This window comes from Micromonospora musae (genome assembly GCF_003626545.1).
Taxonomy (GTDB): Bacteria; Actinomycetota; Actinomycetes; order Mycobacteriales; family Micromonosporaceae; genus Micromonospora; species Micromonospora musae.
This window is the reverse complement of record NZ_RAZS01000004.1, coordinates 207,531-226,648: the sequence shown is the minus strand read 5'-3', so window position 1 is coordinate 226,648 and position 19,118 is coordinate 207,531. Positions and strand designations below refer to the sequence as shown.

General features: G+C 73.0%; 17 protein-coding genes. 12 read left to right on the top strand and 5 right to left on the bottom strand.

What is annotated here, in order from left to right:
- Nucleotides 1-27 precede the first annotated feature (27 nt).
- The 3 genes from D7147_RS12840 (at nt 28) to D7147_RS12830 (ending at nt 2,886) form a co-directional block, all read left to right on the top strand.
- Nucleotides 28-1,419 carry a M16 family metallopeptidase gene (locus D7147_RS12840; RefSeq protein ID WP_120677138.1) on the top strand — a complete coding sequence of 464 codons (1,392 nt, stop codon included), beginning with the start codon at nt 28-30 and terminating at the stop codon, nt 1,417-1,419.
- Between the two features lie 140 nt (nt 1,420-1,559).
- Nucleotides 1,560-2,333, top strand: a complete 774-nt coding sequence (dapB, locus tag D7147_RS12835) for a 4-hydroxy-tetrahydrodipicolinate reductase (protein WP_120677136.1) — start codon at nt 1,560-1,562, stop codon at nt 2,331-2,333.
- A 58-nt stretch (nt 2,334-2,391) separates the two neighbouring features.
- Nucleotides 2,392-2,886 carry a GNAT family N-acetyltransferase gene (locus D7147_RS12830; RefSeq protein ID WP_120677134.1) on the top strand — a complete coding sequence of 165 codons (495 nt, stop codon included), beginning with the start codon at nt 2,392-2,394 and terminating at the stop codon, nt 2,884-2,886.
- Nucleotides 2,887-2,950: 64 nt separating this feature from the next.
- On the opposite strand, the gene D7147_RS12825 is transcribed toward D7147_RS12830, so the two are convergent.
- A complete protein-coding gene (locus D7147_RS12825) occupies nt 2,951-5,074 on the bottom strand; it encodes an amylo-alpha-1,6-glucosidase (protein ID WP_120677132.1) in 2,124 nt (707 codons plus the stop codon).
- A gap of 144 nt (nt 5,075-5,218) precedes the next feature.
- On the opposite strand from D7147_RS12825, the gene D7147_RS12820 reads away from it, so the two are divergent.
- The 4 genes from D7147_RS12820 to D7147_RS12805 all read left to right on the top strand — a co-directional run bounded on the left by D7147_RS12820 (nt 5,219) and on the right by D7147_RS12805 (nt 9,569).
- Nucleotides 5,219-6,211 carry a LacI family DNA-binding transcriptional regulator gene (locus D7147_RS12820; RefSeq protein WP_120677130.1) on the top strand — a complete coding sequence of 331 codons (993 nt, stop codon included), beginning with the start codon at nt 5,219-5,221 and terminating at the stop codon, nt 6,209-6,211.
- Between the two features lie 25 nt (nt 6,212-6,236).
- Complete coding sequence (locus D7147_RS12815) at nt 6,237-7,484, top strand: sugar ABC transporter substrate-binding protein (protein WP_120677129.1); 1,248 nt, start codon at nt 6,237-6,239, stop codon at nt 7,482-7,484.
- A 71-nt stretch (nt 7,485-7,555) separates the two neighbouring features.
- The gene (locus D7147_RS12810) at nt 7,556-8,677 is read left to right on the top strand and encodes a carbohydrate ABC transporter permease (RefSeq protein WP_120677127.1); all 1,122 of its coding nucleotides are present in this window, start codon (nt 7,556-7,558) and stop codon (nt 8,675-8,677) included.
- A gap of 1 nt (nt 8,678) precedes the next feature.
- Nucleotides 8,679-9,569, top strand: coding sequence for a carbohydrate ABC transporter permease (locus tag D7147_RS12805; RefSeq protein ID WP_120677125.1), 891 nt, complete (start codon nt 8,679-8,681; stop codon nt 9,567-9,569).
- Between the two features lie 69 nt (nt 9,570-9,638).
- Here D7147_RS12805 and D7147_RS12800 read toward each other — a convergent pair whose 3' ends face one another.
- A complete protein-coding gene (locus D7147_RS12800; protein ID WP_120677123.1) occupies nt 9,639-10,244 on the bottom strand; it encodes a GNAT family N-acetyltransferase in 606 nt (201 codons plus the stop codon).
- Nucleotides 10,245-10,279: 35 nt separating this feature from the next.
- Here D7147_RS12800 and D7147_RS12795 point away from each other — a divergent pair, with 35 nt between their 5' ends.
- Nucleotides 10,280-11,554: a glycosyltransferase family 87 protein gene (locus D7147_RS12795; RefSeq protein ID WP_120677121.1), complete on the top strand. Its 1,275-nt coding sequence runs from the start codon at nt 10,280-10,282 to the stop codon at nt 11,552-11,554.
- Here D7147_RS12795 and D7147_RS12790 read toward each other — a convergent pair.
- A complete protein-coding gene (locus D7147_RS12790) occupies nt 11,453-12,007 on the bottom strand; it encodes a GNAT family N-acetyltransferase (protein WP_120677119.1) in 555 nt (184 codons plus the stop codon). The two genes, D7147_RS12795 and D7147_RS12790, sit on opposite strands and share 102 nt — an antisense overlap.
- Before the next feature lie 79 nt (nt 12,008-12,086).
- Here D7147_RS12790 and D7147_RS12785 point away from each other — a divergent pair, with 79 nt between their 5' ends.
- The 4 genes from D7147_RS12785 to D7147_RS12770 all read left to right on the top strand — a co-directional run bounded on the left by D7147_RS12785 (nt 12,087) and on the right by D7147_RS12770 (nt 16,770).
- A complete protein-coding gene (locus D7147_RS12785) occupies nt 12,087-13,316 on the top strand; it encodes a winged helix-turn-helix domain-containing protein (RefSeq protein ID WP_120677117.1) in 1,230 nt (409 codons plus the stop codon).
- Nucleotides 13,313-13,945: a DUF2752 domain-containing protein gene (locus D7147_RS12780; RefSeq protein ID WP_407663335.1), complete on the top strand. Its 633-nt coding sequence runs from the start codon at nt 13,313-13,315 to the stop codon at nt 13,943-13,945. Before D7147_RS12785 ends, D7147_RS12780 begins: the two co-directional genes overlap by 4 nt.
- Nucleotides 13,946-14,102: 157 nt before the next feature.
- Nucleotides 14,103-15,029, top strand: a complete 927-nt coding sequence (gene dapA / locus D7147_RS12775) for a 4-hydroxy-tetrahydrodipicolinate synthase (RefSeq protein WP_120677113.1) — start codon at nt 14,103-14,105, stop codon at nt 15,027-15,029.
- Nucleotides 15,030-15,081: 52 nt separating this feature from the next.
- A complete protein-coding gene (locus D7147_RS12770; protein WP_120677111.1) occupies nt 15,082-16,770 on the top strand; it encodes a ribonuclease J in 1,689 nt (562 codons plus the stop codon).
- 51 nt (nt 16,771-16,821) lie between these two features.
- On the opposite strand, the gene D7147_RS12765 is transcribed toward D7147_RS12770, so the two are convergent.
- A complete protein-coding gene (locus tag D7147_RS12765) occupies nt 16,822-18,363 on the bottom strand; it encodes a type III secretion system chaperone family protein (RefSeq protein WP_233563146.1) in 1,542 nt (513 codons plus the stop codon).
- A gap of 182 nt (nt 18,364-18,545) precedes the next feature.
- Nucleotides 18,546-19,025, bottom strand: coding sequence for a YbjN domain-containing protein (locus D7147_RS12760; RefSeq protein WP_120677109.1), 480 nt, complete (start codon nt 19,023-19,025; stop codon nt 18,546-18,548).
- Nucleotides 19,026-19,118: the final 93 nt, after the last annotated feature.

Genomic DNA, 19,118 nt, shown 5'->3' with positions numbered 1-19,118 from the left:
CCCTCGTCGAAGTGAGAGCAGGTTTCCGTGAGTCGGGCCCAGCGTGCGCCTTTTCCTGCGGGTCGACGGGGGGTGGCGGCGTCCGGGGCCGCGCGTTCCGGCGGCGCCGGCAAGGCGGTAACCCGGACCATCAGCGAGGACCCGCTGGGTGGCACCGTGCGCCGTACCGTGCTGTCGAACGGGCTGCGGGTGCTGACCGAGGCGATCCCGACGATGCGCAGCGTGTCGTTCGGGATCTGGGTGTCGGTCGGCTCGCGGGACGAGACCGGCCCGGACTCCGGGGCCGCGCACTTCCTGGAGCATCTGCTCTTCAAGGGCACCCGTAAGCGCAGCGCGTTGGAGATCTCCTCGTCGATCGAGGCGGTGGGCGGCGAGACGAACGCCTTCACCACCAAGGAGTACACCTGCTACTACGCCCGCGTGCTGGACGAGGACCTGCCGCTGGCGATCGACGTGATGTGCGACCTGGTGGCCGACTCGGTGCTCGAGGCGGCGGACGTGGAGACCGAGCGCGGCGTCATCCTCGAAGAGATCGCCATGCACGACGACGAGCCCGGCGACGAGGTGCACGACCTCTTCGCCCGGGCCGTCTACGGCGACCACCCGCTGGGCCGGCTGATCTCCGGCACGGAGGAGACGGTCACCCCGATGACGCGGCCGCAGATCCGGGACTTCTACCGCCGGCACTACACCGCGCCGCAGATCGTCATCGCCGCCGCCGGCAACCTGGACCACACGACCGTGGTCGACCTGGTCCGGCAGGCGCTGCACGGCACGCCGCTCGACACCGACCAGGGCACGCCGGCCCCGCACCGGCCGGCGAGCCCGGCGGTACGCACCCGTCCCGCCACCACGCTGGTGGAGACGAAGGAGACCGAGCAGGCGCACGTCATCCTCGGCTCCCCGGGCATCGACCGGACCGACGAGCGGCGGTTCGCCCTGGGGGTGCTCAACAACGTCCTCGGCGGCGGCATGTCGAGCCGGCTGTTCCAGGAGATCCGTGAACAGCGTGGCCTGGCCTACTCGGTCTACTCCTACGCGAGCCAGTACGCCGACAGCGGCCTCTTCGCCGTCTACGCGGGCTGCGCACCGGGCAAGGTGGACGAGGTGTTGGAGTTGACCCGCGCCGAGCTGGCCCGGGTCGCCGCGGGCGGGCTGACCGAGGCGGAGATCGCTCGCGGCAAGGGCATGTCGAAGGGCTCGTTCGTGCTCGGACTCGAGGACACCGGTTCGCGGATGAGCCGGCTCGCCAAGGGTGAGCTGCTCTACGGCGACCTGATGCCGGTGGACGCGCTGCTCGCCCGGGTGGACGCGGTGAGTCTGGACGACGTCAACGCCCTCGCCGCCGACCTGCTCGCTCGGCCGATGTCCCTGGCGGTGGTCGGCCCGTTCGGCGCCGGCGATTTCGCCACCGCCTGACCAGGCGCCCCCGGGAATCCAGCGAGGCGACCAAGGCACGGATCGGCCGGCCCGGCCGCCCGGGGCAGCCGTACCGGGCGGGTGCCCGGGTCCCCGGGTGCCGGGCTGGGTCGCGTCCCGATTGGGATAGGTTGTGCCCCGTGACTGACGAGCAGGAGAGAAACCCGGCCGAGCCGCTGCGGGTCGGCGTCCTGGGCGCGCGGGGCCGGATGGGCCTCGAGGTGTGCAAGGCGGTCGACGCCGCCGCCGACATGGAGCTGGTGGCGACGGTCGACCAGGGGGACGACCTCTCTGCCGTCGCCGAGGCCGGCGCCGAGGTGGTCGTGGACTTCACCACCCCGGACGTCGTCATGGAGAACCTGCGGTGGTGCGTCGAGCAGGGCGTCCACGCCGTGGTCGGCACCACCGGCTTCACCGAGGAGCGGCTGGAGCAGGTTCGCGGCTGGTTGGCGGACAAGCCCGGAGTCGGCATGGTGATCGCCCCGAACTTCGGCATCGGCGCGGTGCTGATGATGCAGTTCGCCGCGCGGGCGGCCCGGCACTTCGAGTCGGTCGAGATCATCGAGCAGCACCATCCCCGGAAGCTCGACGCGCCGAGCGGCACCGCGACGCACACCGCGCGGCAGATCGCGCAGGCTCGCGCCGAGGCGGGCCTCGGTCCGGTGCCGGACGCCACGAAGGACGAGGTGCCGGGCGCCCGAGGTGCGCAGATCGACGGCATCCGGGTGCACGCCGTACGCGCCACCGGGCTCGTCGCGCACCAGGAGGTGCTCTTCGGCACCACCGGCGAGACGCTGACTATCCGGCACGACTCGTACGACCGGGCCTCGTTCATGCCGGGCGTGCTGCTCGCCGTGCGCGCGGTGGGCGACCGGCCCGGCCTCACCGTGGGTCTCGACCCGCTGCTCGGCTGAGCGCTCCACCGGCGGAAATCGGTTCGCCGCCGGGTCGGCGTCCGCCTAGGCTGCCCCGATGATCAATGCTGGCTACCGGGATCGGAGCGGACGCGCCGTCACCCTGCGTCCGGTGGACGACGACAACTGGCGGGCGGTGGCCGACGTCGCGCCCCGCGACGACCAGCGCGACTGGGTGGCCGCGCTGGCCGCGCGCTACCTGCTGCTGACGATGCGCGGCGACGTGTGGAGGTCGCTCGCCGTGTACGCGGACGAGACGGTCGTCGGACACGTGATGTGGGGCGTCGACGACGACGGCTCGCACTGGATCGGCGGCATGATCATCGATGCCGCTGAGCAGGGGCGGGGCGTCGGGCGGGTCACCGTGGCGACCCTCGCCGGGTGGCTGGCCGGCCGGGAGGGGAGGCCGCCGGTGCGATTGTCGTACCACCCGGGGAACACGGCGGCCGCCGCCCTCTACACGTCCCTCGGCTTCCACCCCACCGGCGAGGTGGATGACGACGAGCTGATCGCCGAGCTGGCCGCCCCGCCGCCGCCCTTGTCGTCCAGCTGATCATGAGGTTGGCGGCGCTCCGGGAGATCGAAGTCACCGCCAACCTCATGATCAACGTTGTGGGTCAGCCACCGACCGGGTGGTCGGTGGGGGCCGAGCGGCGGGGGGTCGGGATGGTCGGCGTCGCGTCCACCGTGACGGTCAGGCCGGCGGGGAGGCCGGTGATCGTCGGCCGGCCGGCCCGGTCCACCGCCACGTCGACCGGGGCGCCGGCGACGGTCAGGTGCTCCGCCGCGACCGCGCCGAGCTGCGCGCCGGCGAGCGGGGCGAGCCGGACCGTGCCGCCGGGCACGTCGGGGTAGAGCCCGGTGGCGGCCTGGAGCAGCAGCACCGCCCCGGCCGCGGCCCACGCCTGCGGCCGGCACGCCGCCGGGTAGGGCACCGGCCGGCCGAGCAGCGAGCGGTCGTCGCCGCCGTAGAGCTCGGGCAGGCGGTAGTCGAACGCCTCGGCCGCCCCGAGCAGGCCGTCGGCGAGGGTGAGGGCGGTGTCCCGGAAGCCGGCGCGGGCCAGGTTGCCGAGCACGATCGCGGTGTCGTGCGCCCAGACCGAGCCGCAGTGGTACGACAGCGGGCTGAACCCGGCGTCGTCGGTGGACATCGTGCGCAGCCCGAACGCGCCGGCCAGCGCGTCGGTGCCGAGCAGGCGGGCCACCTGCGCCTCCTCCTCGCCGTTGAGCAACCCGGTGCCGAGCAGGTGGCCGATGTTGCTGGTCAGCGAGTCGACCGGCCGCTTGTCCCGGTCCAGCGCGAGAGCCGGCTGCGGCCCGTACGGCCCGTCGACCCAGAACGCCGCCCGGAACCGGCGCGCCAACCCGGCCGCGTGCTCGCGCCAGCGGTCGCCGCCGGGGCGGCCGAACGCGTCCAGCAACCGGGCGCCGTTGACCGCCGCCTCGTGCGCGTACCCCTGCACCTCGGCGAGCACGATCGGCGGCGCGGCGAGGGTGCCGTCGCGGAACCGGACTGCGTCGCCGGAGTCCTTCCAGCCCTGGTTCGCGAGGCCGCGTCCGGTGGTGTCGATGTACTCGACCAGGCCGTCGCCGTCGGCGTCGGCGTGTTCGCCGACCCAGTGCAGCGCCGCCTCCAGTTGCGGCAGCAGCGGCTCGATCTGCTCCGCGGGCAGGCCCCAGCACCACGCGTCGTGCAGCAGGTTGACCCAGAGCATGGTGGCGTCGACGGTGCCGTAGTACGCCGGCGGGAGGTGCAGCCCGTCGCCCGGGGCGAACTCGTGCCGGCGCAGCTCGTGCAGGATCTTGCCGGGCGCCTCGCCGGTGGCCGGGTCTACCCGGGCGCCCTGCCGTCTGGCGAGCACCCGCAGCGTGCCGCCGGCCAGGTCGGTGCCGAGCGGCAGCATCATCCGGGCCGCCCAGAGGCTGTCCCGCCCGAAGAGGGTGAGGAACCAGGGGACTCCGGCGCCGAGGAAGACGTCCTCCGGCGCGCCCGCCTCGGCCAGCCGCAGGCCGCGCAGGTCGTCGAGGCTGCGGTCGATCAGCCGGACCAGCCGGCGGTCGTCGGCGTGCAGGTCCGGCCGGGACCAGGCGGGCTCACCCGGTGGGCAGACCACCACGGCCCGCGGGTCGTCGACGTCGAGTCGCCAGCTCAGCTCCACCCGACCGCGGGGCGGCAGCTCGACCGGCCAGGTGAGTCGGGGCGTGGCGGCCCCGTGGCCCGTCTCGGTCGTGGCGCCGTCGCCGGTCACGGTGACCGTGATGCCGGCCGCGGCCCAGACCAGCTCGCCGGGCTCGCCCGTCTTGGCCTCCAGTGCCTCGGTGGCGCCGCCGGACTTGACCACCTCGATGGGGGCCAGGTCGCAGGCGAGTTCGACGCTCACGACGGCCCGGACCGGCACCGAGGCGGTGGAGACGACCTGGATCTCCTCGGTGAGTCCGCCGGGTGAGACGCGGCGGAGCCGCTCGACCCGGACGGTCGGGTCCGGCCCGGGGTCGCCGAGCCACCGGGTCAGCCCGACGAAACGTACGGCGTGCGGACCCACGGATCCCCGGGCCAGGCTCTCCGGTTCCCGGTCGTCGACCCGCAGCTCGGCCCGGGACAGCACCCGGGCGTCGGCGTGGAAGACGCCCTGGACGCCGGTCGGGCGGATCTGCCCGGCCGCGTCCCCCAGCGCGCTGGTGGGGGCGAGCACGACTCCGACCAACTCGTGCAGCAGGGGTTGCAGTTGGCGCTCGGTCACGATGTTGCTCCAGATCCTGTAGCTGCGAAACGACGTCTTGACAAGTCGCTCCGTCCGGTGCAAAGTGCGAAACATTCCAGAAACTTGAACGATCCAATCCTGCCTTATCCAAATTGGATCGTTCAAGATGGCGAGAGGGATTTTGTGGCTGAAAAGGTGACCATCGCGACGGTGGCCCGACACGCCCGTGTGAGCCGCCAGACGGTTTCCAACGTGCTCAACACGCCGCAGATCGTGCGGGAGGAGACCCGGCAGCGGGTCCAGGAGGCGATCGTCGCCCTCGGCTACCGCGTCAGCCAGGCCGCCCGGCAGATGCGCACCGGCCGCTCCCGTCTCATCGCCATGAGGATCGAGCCGACCCGGGACGGCATCAACGGCTCGGTGCTCGACCGCTTCCTGCACGGCCTCACCGAGAGCGCGGAGGTCGCCGGCTACCGGGTGATGCTCTACACCGCCGGCGACACCGAGCGGGAGATCACCGCCTACGACGACCTGCTCAGCGCGTACGACCTGGACGGCTTCGTGCTGACCGGGACGGACCACGGCGACCCCCGGACGGCCTGGCTGGCCGAACGGGAGGTGGCGTTCGTGGCCTTCGGCCGCCCCTGGGACGACCTCACCGCCCACCCGTGGGTCGACGTCGACGGCGCGGCGGGCACCGCCCGAGCGACCCGGCACCTGCTCGAACGCGGCCACCGCCGGATCGGCTTCCTGGGTTGGCCCGCCCCCTCCGGCGTCGGCGACGACCGCCGCGCGGGGTGGCGAGCGGCCCTGCACGCCGCCGGGATCGACCCGGCGGGGCTGGAGCGGGCGGTCGAGGACGGCATCGCCGAGGGGGAGTGGTCGATGCGTGACCTGCTCAACGCCGACGAACCCCCGACCGCCGTGGTCTGTGCCAGCGACTCCCTCGCCCTCGGCGCACTCCAGGCGGTACGCGCGAGCGACCCGGCCGTCGCGGTGGTCGGCTTCGACGACACCCCCGTCGCCGCCGCGACCGGGCTGACCAGCGTCAGCCAACCCCTCGGCGAGGCCGCCGCCCGCTGCGTGGACCTGCTCACCGCGGTCCTCGACGGGGACCAGCAGTCTCCCGAACCCGTGCTGCTCCAGCCCTCGCTGGTGCTCCGGCACACCGCGTAACCCATCCCCGAACAGGAGAAACCAGATGGCACCTCGACCCCTCGCCCGGGTGGCGGTGGCCGGCCTCGCCGCCGTCGCACTGCTCGGCTCCGCCGCCTGTGGCAGCGGCTTCGACGACAGCTCCGAGGGCACCGCCCAGTCCAGCGGCCCGGCCAGCCTGCAGATCCTGATCGGCTCGTCCGGCGACGCCGAGACGAAGGCCGTGCAGGACGCGGCGGCCAAGTGGGCCGGCGAATCGGGCAACACCGCCACCGTGACCCCCGCCCAGGACCTCACCCAGCAGCTCGGCCAGGGCCTCGCCGGCGGTACGCCGCCGGACGTCTTCTACGTCGACGCGGCCCAGTTCGCCGACTACGCGAGCGTCGGCGCGCTCGAACCCTACGGCGACAAGATCAGTAACACCGGCGACTTCTACGAGAGCCTGCGCACCGCGTTCACCTACGACGGCAAGCTCTACTGCGCGCCGAAGGACTTCTCCACGCTGGCCTTGCAGATCAACACCGACCTCTGGACCAAGGCCGGTCTGACCGACGCCGACATCCCCACCACCTGGGACCAGCTCACCGCCACCGCCCAGAAGATCAAGGCGAAGGGGCAGGTGCCGCTGGCGCTGGGCGACACGCGGGACCGCGTCGGCGCGTTCATGGTGCAGAACGGCGGCTGGCTGATGAGCGAGGACGGCAAGCAGCCCACCGCGGACACCCCGGAGAACCTGGCCGCCCTCCAGTACGTGAAGGACCTGGTCACCAAGGGGCTGGCCCAGTACCCGAAGCAGCTGGACGCCGGGTGGTCCGGCGAGGCGTTCGGCAGGGGCAAGGCGGTGATGACCATCGAGGGCAACTGGATCAAGGGTGCCCTGCAGAACGACTTCCCGAACGTGAAGTACCAGGTCGTCCCGCTGCCGGCCGGTCCGAAGGGGCCGGGCACGCTCTCCTTCACGCAGTGCTGGGGGATCGCCGCCAAGTCGAAGTACAAGGAGCAGGCGATCAAGTTCGTCGAGGCGATGACCGCCGGCGAGCAGCAGATGGCCTTCGCGCGGGCGTTCGGCGTGATGCCCTCCCGGCAGTCGGTCCACGACCAGTACGTCAGCGCCTTCCCCGCCGACAAGCCCTTCATCGACGGCGTCGAGTACGCGCAGGGCCCGGTGAACGCGCCGAAGATGGACAGCGTCCTGCGTGACCTCGAGGCGGGGCTGCAGGCCCTCTCGACCGGCGACCCGAAGACGATCCTGGCGAACTTCGACAAGAACGCCAAGGCGGCGCTCGGCGACTGAGGTGTGCTGTGAGGGCCCCGGTCTCGGCCGGGGCCCTCGCCCCGCACCTCCTTTCTCGTGAGGGAGGGACAATGGCAACGGAGGCACCGGCGGCTCGGGTGGTCGTACGCGGCGGCGCGCCTCGACGGCGTGGGCGTGGCACCCGGAGCAGCGAGAACCTCGCCGGTTGGCTCTTCGTCGCGCCGGTCGTGGCGATCCTCGGGCTCTTCCTGCTGCTGCCGATCCTGATGGCGCTCTGGGTGAGCCTCACCGACTGGAACGGCCAGGGCAGCCCCTTCACCCGGAACGTGCCGTTCGTCGGGGTGGAGAACTACACCCGGCTCTTCGCCGAGGACGGGCTGGCGCGGCGCGACCTGATGACGAGCCTGCGCAACAACATCTACTACGTCGGGATCGTCGTGCCGGCGCAGACCATCCTCGCCCTCGGCCTGGCGCTGGTCGTGAACAACCGGATGCTCAAGGGGAAGGGCTTCTTCCGGAGTGCCTTCTACTTCCCCTCCGTCACCAGCTCGGTGGCGATCAGCGTGGTCTTCCTCTTCCTCTTCGCCAACTCCGGGGCGGTCAACAAGCTGCTCAGCCTCTTCGGTGTCGCCGGCCCGCAGTGGTTCGCCGACTCCCGGGGCGTGCTGCACCTGCTCCTCGGCGCGCTCGGGGTGGACGACCCGCCCGCCGCGCTGACCGGCGGCGGACCGTTCGGGCTGAGCTGGTGGGAGTGGCTCTCCGGGCCGAGCGTCGCGATGGTCTCGATCATCACGCTGGTGGTCTGGACCACCAGCGGCACGTTCATGCTGATGTTCCTGGCCGCGCTGCAGAACGTGCCGGTGACGCTGGACGAGGCGAGCACCCTTGACGGCGCCGGCCGCTGGCAGCGCCTCCGGTACGTCACGCTGCCGATGATCAGGCCGACCATGTTCCTGGTGGTGACGCTCGGCCTGATCGGCTCCTGGCAGGTCTTCGACCAGGTGTACGTGATGAGCCAGGGCGACCCCGCCAAGACCACCCTCACCCCGGCCTACCTGTCGTACCGGACCGCGTTCCGGGAGTTCGACTACGGCTCCGGAGCGGCGATCTCGTTCGTGCTGTTCCTGATCATCATCGTGTTGACCCTGATCCAGCGCCGCGTGATGGCCGACCGCGATCCGGTCGCCCGGCGACGCGGCCGGTGGCGTCGACGCGTACCGGAAGGGTCGTGACATGGCCGTGCTGACCGACCGGCCGCCGGTCGCGGCGAAGCCCGCGCGGCGGCGTCGCGCCCGCCGCAGCCTGGTCTCCCGGGTCCTGGGGTACGCCACGCTGATCTTCTTCGGGTTGGTCTTCCTCTACCCGTTCGTGATCCAGCTCGGCAACTCGTTCAAGACCGAGCCGGACGCGGCCGCCAACCCGCTCTCGCCGATTCCCGACCCGCTCACGCTGGCCGGCTTCGAGCGGATCTTCGCGGGCACCAACTTTCCGCTCTGGCTGGGCAACTCGCTGCTGGTCACCGTGCTCGTGACGGTCGGCCGGGTCTTCTTCGACTCGCTGGCCGGTTACGCGCTGGCCCGGTTGCGGTTCCGGGGCCGCTCCTGGCTCTTCGCCATGGTCGTCGCGGTCATGGCGGTGCCCCCTGTGGTGCTGCTCATCCCGAAGTTCCTGGTCCTCAACCAGCTCGGCATCTACAACAGCTACAGCGGGCTGATCGTGCCGCTGCTCGCCGACGCGGCAGGCGTCTTCATCATGAAGCAGTTCTTCGAGTCGATCCCGGTGAGCGTGGAGGAGGCGGCCCGCATCGACGGGGCGAGCGTCTTCCGCACCTTCTGGTCGGTGGTGCTGCCGATGGCGAAGCCTGCGCTGATCACCCTGACGATCCTGTCGTTCCAGGGCTCCTGGAACGAGTTCCCGCACAGCCTCGTGGCGGTGCAGGACCCGGATCTGTTCACCCTGCCGCGCGGTCTGGCCGACCTGGTGAGCGGGTCGCTCGGCAAGGGCAGTCAGTACCCGCTCAAGCTCGGTGCCGCCCTGCTCGCCACGATCCCCGTGGCGATCATCTTCGTGGTGTTTCAGCGCTACTTCGTACGTGACGCCAACGACGGCTCCGACAAGGGCTGAGCCGCCCCGCCCGGTTCGCGGGCCTCCGGCACCCGGAGGCCCGCGACGCACTCCATTCGGAGGCGGCGCTCAGTCGACCGGCGCGGCTGGCGCCGGCGGGGTGGGCGCGGGCTCGGCGGGGAGCGCCACGTGCAGCCGGAGCTGCGGGACCAGCATGTCCTCCACGTCGAGGGCCCGGGCCGCCCCGTCGGCCGCCCAACCGGTGCTGGTCAGGAACTTGCGGGTCGCCTCGTCACCGTCGAACGCCCAGGCCACCGCGCTGGCGAAGCCGTCCGAGCGCCACAGGTCGACGCTGGCGGCGAGCAACCGGCTGCCGTGCCCACGCCGGCCCCACCGCGGTTCGACGAGCAGGTCGGTGACCGCCGCGACGTCGGCGCCGAGCGCCTCGGCCGGCTCGTTCGGCGCGAGCGCCTCGGCATCGGCCGGACCGAACGCCGTGAACCCCACCAGATACGATTGCTCGGCCTGTTCGACGGCGACCAGCACCCGGTGGGCGGCCGACGGCGGTTCCTGCACCGCGGCGGTCCACCGCCGGGCCAGCCACGCCTCGTCCAGGTTTTCGAGGACGTGCCGGGGCAGGATCCGGCGGTAGGCGACCCGCCAGGTCGCGAGCTGGATGCGTGCGATCTCGCCGGCGTCTTCCGGACGCGCCGGGCGGACGTACCCGAGAGCCATGGGACGTGAGCCTACGCAGGGCGAGGGAGGCGACGGTGCTGCAGGGTGCCAGTAGGACGGTCACGCAGGTGGTGGGCGTGCTCCTGCTCGCCGTCGCGGTGGCGGCCTTCCTCTCCGTCGCCGCCGTCCGGCACGGCTTCTTCGATCTCCAGGTCTACTACGGGGCACTCACCTGGTGGGTGCACGGCGGGGAGATCTACGACTACCTGCGGCCGCTGACCCAGTACGGCTTCACCTATCCGCCGTTCGCCGCCCTCGTCATGCTGCCCATGGCGTACCTGCCGTGGCTGGCCGCCATCGTCGTCAGCGTGATCGCCACCGTCGCCGTGACCGCGGTGCTCTTCTGGTGGCTGATCGACCCGATCTCGGTGCGCGCGGGCTGGACCCGCTGGTTCGCGCTCGCCGTCGCGCTCTGCCTGGTCGCCGCGTACGAGCCGATGCGCGAGACGGTCAACTTCGGCCAGGTCAACATGCTGCTGCTCTTCCTGGTCGCGGTGGACCTGCTGCGGCTGCTTCCGGCCGGGAGCCGCTGGGCGGGCGTGGGCATCGGGCTGGCCACCGCGATCAAGCTGACTCCCGGCATCTTCATCGTCTACCTGCTGGTGACCCGGCGCTGGCGGGCGGCCGTCACGTCGATGGCCACCGCGGCGGCCGCGAGCCTGGTGGCCGGCGCGCTCTTCCCCGACGCCTCGCGGGAGTTCTGGACCGAGGCGCTGTGGAACACCGGCCGCGTCGGCGAGCTGGCGTTCGTCTCCAACCAGTCGCTGCGCGGAGTGGTGGCCCGGCTCGACCCGGAGCACCCGAGCACCCTCGCCTGGCTGGCGCTGGCCCTCGGCACCCTGGCGCTCTGGGCGTGGCGGTCCCGCCGCGCCGCGGCCGCCGGCGACGAGGCGACCGGGCTGGCGCTGACCGGCGCGGTGATGTGCCTGATCAGCCCGGTGACCTGGGTGCACCACCTGGTCTGGCTGTTGCCGGCGCTCATCCTGCTGGTCGACAACGCCATGGCCGCGCCCGCCCGTACCCACCGGCGCCGGCTGCTCCTGGCCGCCGCGCTCGCCGGGTACGCGCTCCTCACCAGCCGGATCGTCTGGGCCTGGGAGCAGGACTTCACCGGGCTGGACGGCTTCCTCGGCAGCAACACGTACGTGTGGATCAGCCTCGCGCTGCTGGCCTTCCTGCCGGTCCGCCGCCGGCTGGTCGCGCCCGGATCAACCGCCGAGAGGTCCGGCGTACCGCAGCTCGACGAGCCGGACGGGCGGGCGCCCGCCGCTGAGCGGCACCGGATAGGTCGTCCACTCTCCGTCCGGTGACAGCCCGGCCCGCGCGTAGAACCGCCGGGCCCGTTCGTTCTCCGCCAGCACCCAGGCCCGGTACGTCGGGAAGCCCCGCGCGGCCAGCCCCTCGCGGGCGGCGGCGAGCAGCGCCGTCGCCGTGCCGTCGCCCCAGTGCCCCGGCTCGACGTAGAGGGCGAGGAGTTCGCCGTGCGTCGGGTCGAGGTTGGCGCGATCCTGGTCGACCCGGTACGGCCCGAAGGAGGCGAACCCGACGACCTTCGAGCCGCCCGCCTCGGCCAGCAGGGTGGTGAACGGATGCTCCGGGTCGGCGGTGCCCAGGTCACGTCGACGCTGTGCCCAGGCGGAGACGTTCAGCCGCCCCAGCACCTCCTCCGGCATGATGGCGGCGTAACCGGCCTGCCAGCCGTGCACGTGCACCTGGGCGATCGCCTCGGCGTCATCGGGCTCCTCGGGTCGGATCGTCAGCACGGGTCCGTTCTATGCCCCTATAGGCGAGCCGTCCAGCGTCCGCGCCGGGATGTCGGACCGCTGAGCTAGGGTCGCCGCGATGGCCGCTCCGGAATCGCTCTCGCTCGCCCAGGCCCGCCGGGTGGCGCTCGCCGCACAGGGCTTCGCCGATCCCGCGCCCGCCGGCGTGCCCACCCGCCGCCACCTGCGGCGGGTGCTCGACCGGGTCGGTCTGATCCAGATGGATTCCGTCAACGTGCTGCAGCGGGCGCACTACCTGCCGCTCTACAGCCGGCTCGGGCCCTACCCGACCGCCCTGCTCGACACCGCGGCCTACCGCCGGCCCCGCGACCTCTTCGAGTACTGGGGGCACGAGGCGTCCCTGGTCCCGGTCGGGCTGCACGCGGCGCTGCGCTGGCGGATGGCCCGCGCCCACAGCGAGGCCTGGGGCGGCATGCGCCGGATCGCCCAGGAGCAGCCCGAACTGGTCGCCTGGGTCCGCGCCGAGGTGGCCGCCCGGGGGCCGCTGACCGCCGCCGAGATCGAGCACGACGCCCCCCGGGAGACGGGCAACTGGGGCTGGAACTGGTCGGCGGTGAAGCGCGCCCTGGAGTTCCTCTTCTGGGCCGGCGAGGTGAGCGCCGCCGAGCGCACCAGCTCCTTCGCCCGCCGCTACGACCTGCCCGAGCGGGTGCTCCCGGCCGCGGCGCTCGACGCGCCGACCCCGACCGACGCCGAGGCGTACCGGGCGCTGGTGGCGGTCGCCGCCCGGTCGCTCGGGGTGGCCGCCGAGCCGGAGCTGCGTGACTACTTCCGGCTCCCGGTCGCCGGGGCCCGCCAGGCGATCGCCGAGCTCGCCGAGGCCGGTGAGCTGCTGCCGGTCACCGTGTCGGGGTGGCGGCAGCCCGCCTGGCTGCACGCCTCGGCCCGGCTACCCCGCTGGGTGCGGGCCAACACCCTGGTCAGCCCGTTCGACCCGCTGGTCTGGGAGCGCAACCGGGCCGAACGGCTCTTCGACTTCAGCTACCGCATCGAGATCTACGTGCCGGCTCCGCAGCGCGTCCACGGCTACTACGTGCTCCCGTTCCTCCAGGGGGAGCGGTTCACCGCCCGGGTCGACCTGAAGGCCGATCGGAAGGCGCGTGCGCTGCTGGTGCCCGCCGCCTGGGTCGAGCCGGGCGCCGACCCGGGCGAGACGGCCGTGGCGCTCGCCGCCGAGCTCTACCGGCTCGCCGGCTGGCTCGGCCTGGACTCGGTGGCCCCGCCCGTCGTGGGCGACCTGGCCGCCCCGCTCGCCGCCGCCCTGGTGGGCGTCGCGGGTGTACGGTGATTCGCGTGTCGAGCGTTGACGGGCCCGCCGTTCCACCGCAGCCGCCGACCGGTGCGGTCCCCCCACCCGGCACGGCCGCCGCGCACGGGGCTGTCGCGGCACCCGAGGTGATCCCGCCGGCCGGCTGGCCGACGGAGGCGGGCGCCGGGGCCTATCCGATCCCGCCCTATCCGGTGCCGGAGCCGGACCGCTTCACCCGGTTCGTGGTCCGGCTCTACGACCGCTCGCCCCGGTGGGCGGTGCCGCTGGCCGCGCTGGGCTGCGTCGCGCTGGGCATCGGCTACACGTTGATCACCGACCCGACCCGGTCCGACCCCACGGCCGCGCCCAGCTGCGTGCTCAAGCTGACCACCGGCCTGGACTGCCCGGGCTGCGGCGGCACCCGCGCGCTCTGGTACGTGCTGCACGGCGACGTTCCCGCCGCCGCCCGCCACCACTTCCTGCTGGTCTTCGCGCTGCCCTTCCTGGCGTACCTCTTCGTCGCCTGGGCGGGCCGGCAGGCGTTCGGCTGGCGGCTGCCGGAGCTGCGCGTCAGCAACAAGCTGATCGGTGGCTTCCTCGCCGCCTGGCTGGCCTTCTCGGTGCTGCGCAACCTTCCGCTGGCCCCGTTCACCTCGCTGTACGTCTGACCCTCGGCGGGCAGCCGGTCCGTGCCGGGTCTTCGCCGACTCGGTGCTCGCCACTGCGCCGGGACGGCACCGACCGAGGTGGCGTCGAGCCCGTACGCCGCGCTCTCCTGAGCCCTTCCCCGGCGGGTGCTCCCGGGTCGTCCGCTAGGTTAGGAGGATGACGCACGACCACCCTGACACCCCCGCCCGGGCGGCGTCCCGCCCCTTCGGGCGGGTGCTCACCGCAATGGTGACTCCGTTCACCGCTGACGGCGAGCTCGACCTCGACGGTGCCGCCCGACTGGCGAACCACCTGGTCGACGAGCAGGGCAACGACGCGCTGGTGATCAACGGCACCACCGGCGAGTCGCCCACCACCAGCGACGCGGAGAAGGAGCGCCTGATCCGGGCCGTCGCGGAGGCGGTCGGCGACCGGGCCAGGATCGTGGCCGGGGTGGGGACGAACGACACCCGGCACACCATCGAGTTGGCCGCCGCCGCCGAGAAGGCGGGCGCCCACGGGCTGCTGGTGGTCACGCCGTACTACAACAAGCCGCCGCAGAGCGGCCTGCTGCGCCACTTCACCGCCGTGGCGGACGCCACCGGCCTGCCGGTGATGCTCTACGACATCCCGCACCGCGCCGGTGTGCCGATCGCCACCGAGACGATGGTGCGTCTCGCCGAGCACGGGCGAATCGTGGCGGTGAAGGACGCCAAGGGCGACCTGACCGCTACGAGTTGGGTGACCAGCCGCACCGACCTGGCCTTCTACAGCGGCGAGGACTCGCTCACCCTGCCCGCCCTCGGCGTCGGCGCGGTCGGCGTGGTCGGTACCTCCACCCACTTCACCGGCGCGCTGACCAAGCAGATGATCGAGGCTCACGACGCCGGCGACAACGGTGCCGCGCTCGCCCTGCACCGCCGGCTGCTGCCGCTCTACACCGGCATCTTCCGCACCCAGGGGGTCATCCTGGTGAAGGCGGGGCTGAACGCCGCCGGCCTGCCCGCCGGCCCGGTACGGCCCCCGATGGTGGACGCCACCGACGACGAGATCGCCCAGCTGCGCGCCGACTGCGCCGCGGCGGGCCTCGCACTGCCCGAATGATCGAACGACACGACGGACGCCCTATGACGGCGTCGCAGAATGAGGTGAACGCGTGACCGAGGCGCACATCGAGGCGGAGCTTCCCCCACCGCTGCCGGAGGGCGGACTGCGGATCATTCCGCTCGGCGGACTCGGCGCCATCGGTCGGAACATGACCGTCTTCGAGTACGACGGCAAGCTGCTGGTGATCGACTGCGGGGTGCTCTTCCCCGACGTCGAGCAGCCCGGGGTGGACCTGATCCTGCCCGACTTCGGGCCGATCCTGGACCGGCTCGACGACGTGCAGGCGATCGTGCTGACCCATGGCCACGAGGACCACATCGGCGCGGTGCCGTACCTGCTCGCGCACAAGCCGGACATTCCGCTGGTCGGCTCGCAGTTCACCCTCGCCCTCGTCGAGGCGAAGCTCGCCGAGCGGCGCATCCAGCCCTACACGCTGACCGTGCGGGAGGGCGGCCGGGAGCAGCTCGGCCCGTTCGAGTGCGAGTTCTTCGCGGTGAACCACTCGATCCCGGACGCGCTCGCGGTGGCCGTGCGTACCCCCGCCGGCCTGGTGCTGCACACCGGCGACTTCAAGATGGACCAGCTCCCGCTGGACGGCCGGATCACCGACCTGGCCGGGTTCGCCCGGCTCGGCGCCGAGGGTGTGGACCTGCTGCTGTCGGACTCCACGAACGCGGAGATCCCCGGCTTCGTCACCCCGGAGCGCGAGATCGGTCCGGTGCTCGACTCGATCTTCGGGAAGGCGCGAGGGCGGATCATCGTCGCCTCGTTCGCCTCGCACGTGCACCGCGTGCAGCAGGTGATGGACTCGGCCGCCGAGCACGGCCGCAAGGTCGCGCTCATCGGCCGGTCGATGGTGCGCAACATGGGCATCGCGCGTGACCTGGGTCTGCTCAACATCCCACCCGGTCTCGTCGTCGGCCTCGACGAGGCGACCGCGATGCCGCCGGAGCAGATCGTGCTCATGTCCACCGGTTCGCAGGGCGAGCCGATGAGCGCGCTGGGCCGGATGGCCAGCGGCGACCACCGGCACATCACCATCGCCCCCGGCGACACCGTGGTGCTCGCCTCCTCCCTGGTGCCGGGGAACGAGACCTCCGTCTACCGGGTGATCAACCGGCTGGCCCGGGCCGGCGCGGTGGTCGTGCACAAGGATGTGGCCAAGGTGCACGTCTCCGGTCACGCCCCGGCCGGCGAGCTGCTCTACCTGCTCAACGTGGTGCGCCCCAGCAACCTGATGCCGGTGCACGGCGAGTGGCGTCACCTGCGCGCGCACGCCCGGCTCGGTATCGAGTCGGGGGTGGCGGCGGACCGGGTGGTGCTCTGCGAGGACGGCGACGTCGTCGACCTGGTCGACGGGCGGGCCAGTCTGGTCGGCCGCGTGAAGAGCCGGTACGTCTACGTCGACGGTCTGGCCGTCGGTGACGTGAGCGAGTCTTTGCTGACCGAGCGGCGGATCCTCGGGGACGGCGGGTTCATCGCCGCCACCGTCGTGGTCGACTCGGTCACCGGCAAGGTGGTCGCCGGCCCGACCGTCTCCGCGAAGGGCTTCTCGGAGGACCCGGAGGCGTTCAACGCGGTGGTTCCGCTGGTCACCGAGGCGCTCAACCGGGCCGCCGCGGACGGGATCACCGACCCCCACCAGCTCCAGCAGATCGTCCGCCGGACGGTGGGGCGCTGGGTCAACGACGCGTACCGGCGGCGTCCGATGATCGTGCCCACCGTCGTCGAGGTCTGACCCGACCGACGCCTGCGACCGGCCCGACGCCTCGGCGCGGGCCGGTCGCCGTCAGGGCAGGGCCGCCACCGCGTCGGCATAGGCGACGCCCGTGGTGATGGCGGCGTTCAGCAGCACGGCCAGCTGCGTCGAGGTCACCCCGTGCGTCAGGTCCGTGCTCACGTCGCCGGCCAGCACCAGCTCACCGCCCGGGTCGTGCACGTACGCCTTCGGCAGCAGCCGGTCGTGGTTCCACCCGTTGCAGAACGCGTACGCCTCCGCGCGTCGGCTGGCGGGCAGGCGGCGGGTGGCGAGCGACCGGGCGTGCAGGATCTCGCCCCGCTCCCCGAGCCGCCGGAACTGGATCACCGCGTCGCCCCAGCGGCCGACCACCGTCGCGCCGGGCTCCACCGCGTACCGGTCGCCGCGCCGATCCAGCGCGCTGGTGATCATCTCCAGGGTCAGCGGCGCCGGCTCCAGGTCGGCCGGCCCAGGATCGTCCTCCGCGCCCTCGGCTTCGTCGATCGGGTCGTCGGCGGGGAGCGGCACCGCCCCGGCCACCGGCCGCTCGGCCAGCCACGCGGCGATCCGGCCCGACTGGTGCCCGGTGCCGTTGCGGGCGTCGAAGCTGCCCGCCAGTTCGGTGGCGACCGCCAGCAGCACCGCGCCGAGCGTCCCGATCTCCAGGTCGGCGGCGGAGCGCTGCCCGTACGCCGGCCGGCGCACCGTACGCCCGCCCAGCCCCGCCTCGACGGCGAGGTGGCAGACCAGCGCCCCGGCGGCGGCGAACTCCATCGCGGAGAGGTCGTCGTACGGGTGGTCGAGCCGGGGCAGCTGCTCGGCGAGGATCTCCAGCGCCCGACCCGGGTGCCCGCCGAGCGCGCAGAAGCGCAGGTGGGTGGCGAGGTACGGGAAGGACCCGCGCTCGGTGCGGTGCCGCCGGTACGCCCGCACGTGCGCGACGCCGGCCCGCTCCGGCTCGCCGCTCCTCAGCCACGGCAGCAGCGCCGCGGTGAGCGACCGCTCCGGCTGGTCGGTGCAGTCGACCGCGCCGTCGAGGACGTCGGCCAGCTCGGCCAGCGCGGCGGCCTGGTCGCCCCAGTCGGAGAGTAACTCCGCCCGCCGGACGGGTGCGCAGCCGGGACAGCCACCCGTCACGTCGGGATCGGCGCCCGCCCAGCGCTCGTACCACTCGCGGGCGGTCGGCTCGTCGCCCAGGTGGTCGGCGATCCGGCAGCGCAGCTCGGCCACCGCCTCGGCGTCGGCGCCGACCCGTCGGGCCAGGTCGTCGACCGCGCGGAGCTGGTCGAGCCCGACCCGCGGAGTGCCGAGCAGCGCCTCGATCGCGTACCGCTGGTAGCGCGTCAGCAACTCGCCCTCGCCCTCGGCGAAGATCTCGGGACGGCGGTCGAGCACGGCGAGGCAGCGCCGGGCCGGCTCGACGAGTCGCCACCGTTCACCCTGGACGAGGGCCGTCTCGATCAGCGCGAGCCGGGCGTCGACCGCGGCCCGGTCGTCGCCGGCCGCGTCGGCCGCCGTGGCGATGCGCTCCAACTCCATCATCCGCTCCGGGCCGTCGGGCAGGTCCCGGGCCTCGGCGAGCGCGCTGATCAGCTCCCGGCTGCGGCCCGCCGGCGCGCGGCCGGGCCCGACGAGGCCGACGTCACCGAGCGGCGTGGCCCGTACGCCGGGCCCCCGCGCGCCCCGGTCCGGGCGACCGACGGGGCCGCTGGAGTCGCCGCCGCGCGGACCACCGGGCCCGCTCACCTCACGACGGGGCCGCCCGCCGGGCCCACTCACGGCGCGGTTTCCCGGGGGAGTTGCCCGACCGCCGTGGCGAGTTGGCACCCGGTGGAGATGCCGCAGTCGAGCAACCGGTCGAGCTGGTGCGGGGTGACGCCGCGCTCCAGGTCGGTGATCACCTCGCCGCAGACCCGGGCCCGGCCGTCGTCGTCGACGTGCACGAACGCCTTCGGCCAGAGCCGGTCGTGGTTCCACGAGTTGCAGAAGGCGTGCAACCCGGGGACCTGCTCGATCGGGAAGGTCGACGCGATCAGGGTGCGGATCTGGAGCAGCTCCCCGGCTTCGCCCAGCCGCAGGAACCAGACCAGGTTCTCCCCCCAGCGACCGACCAGGTCGCCGTCCGCGTCGGCGGTCACGGCGTACCCACGGTTGCCCAGCACCGCGGCGATCAGCTCGCGGGTCAGCGGTCGCAGCTGTCGCGGGTGCCCGGCCAGGGGATCGTCCGGACCGTCCTCGATTCCCGGCGACGCCATCGGGCATCCCTTCTGAGGCAGATATCACGTCATGTGGCGGAGTCCGTGCTGCGACGCGCGGACACGACCCGGAAAAGCGGCGATCCGCCGGGC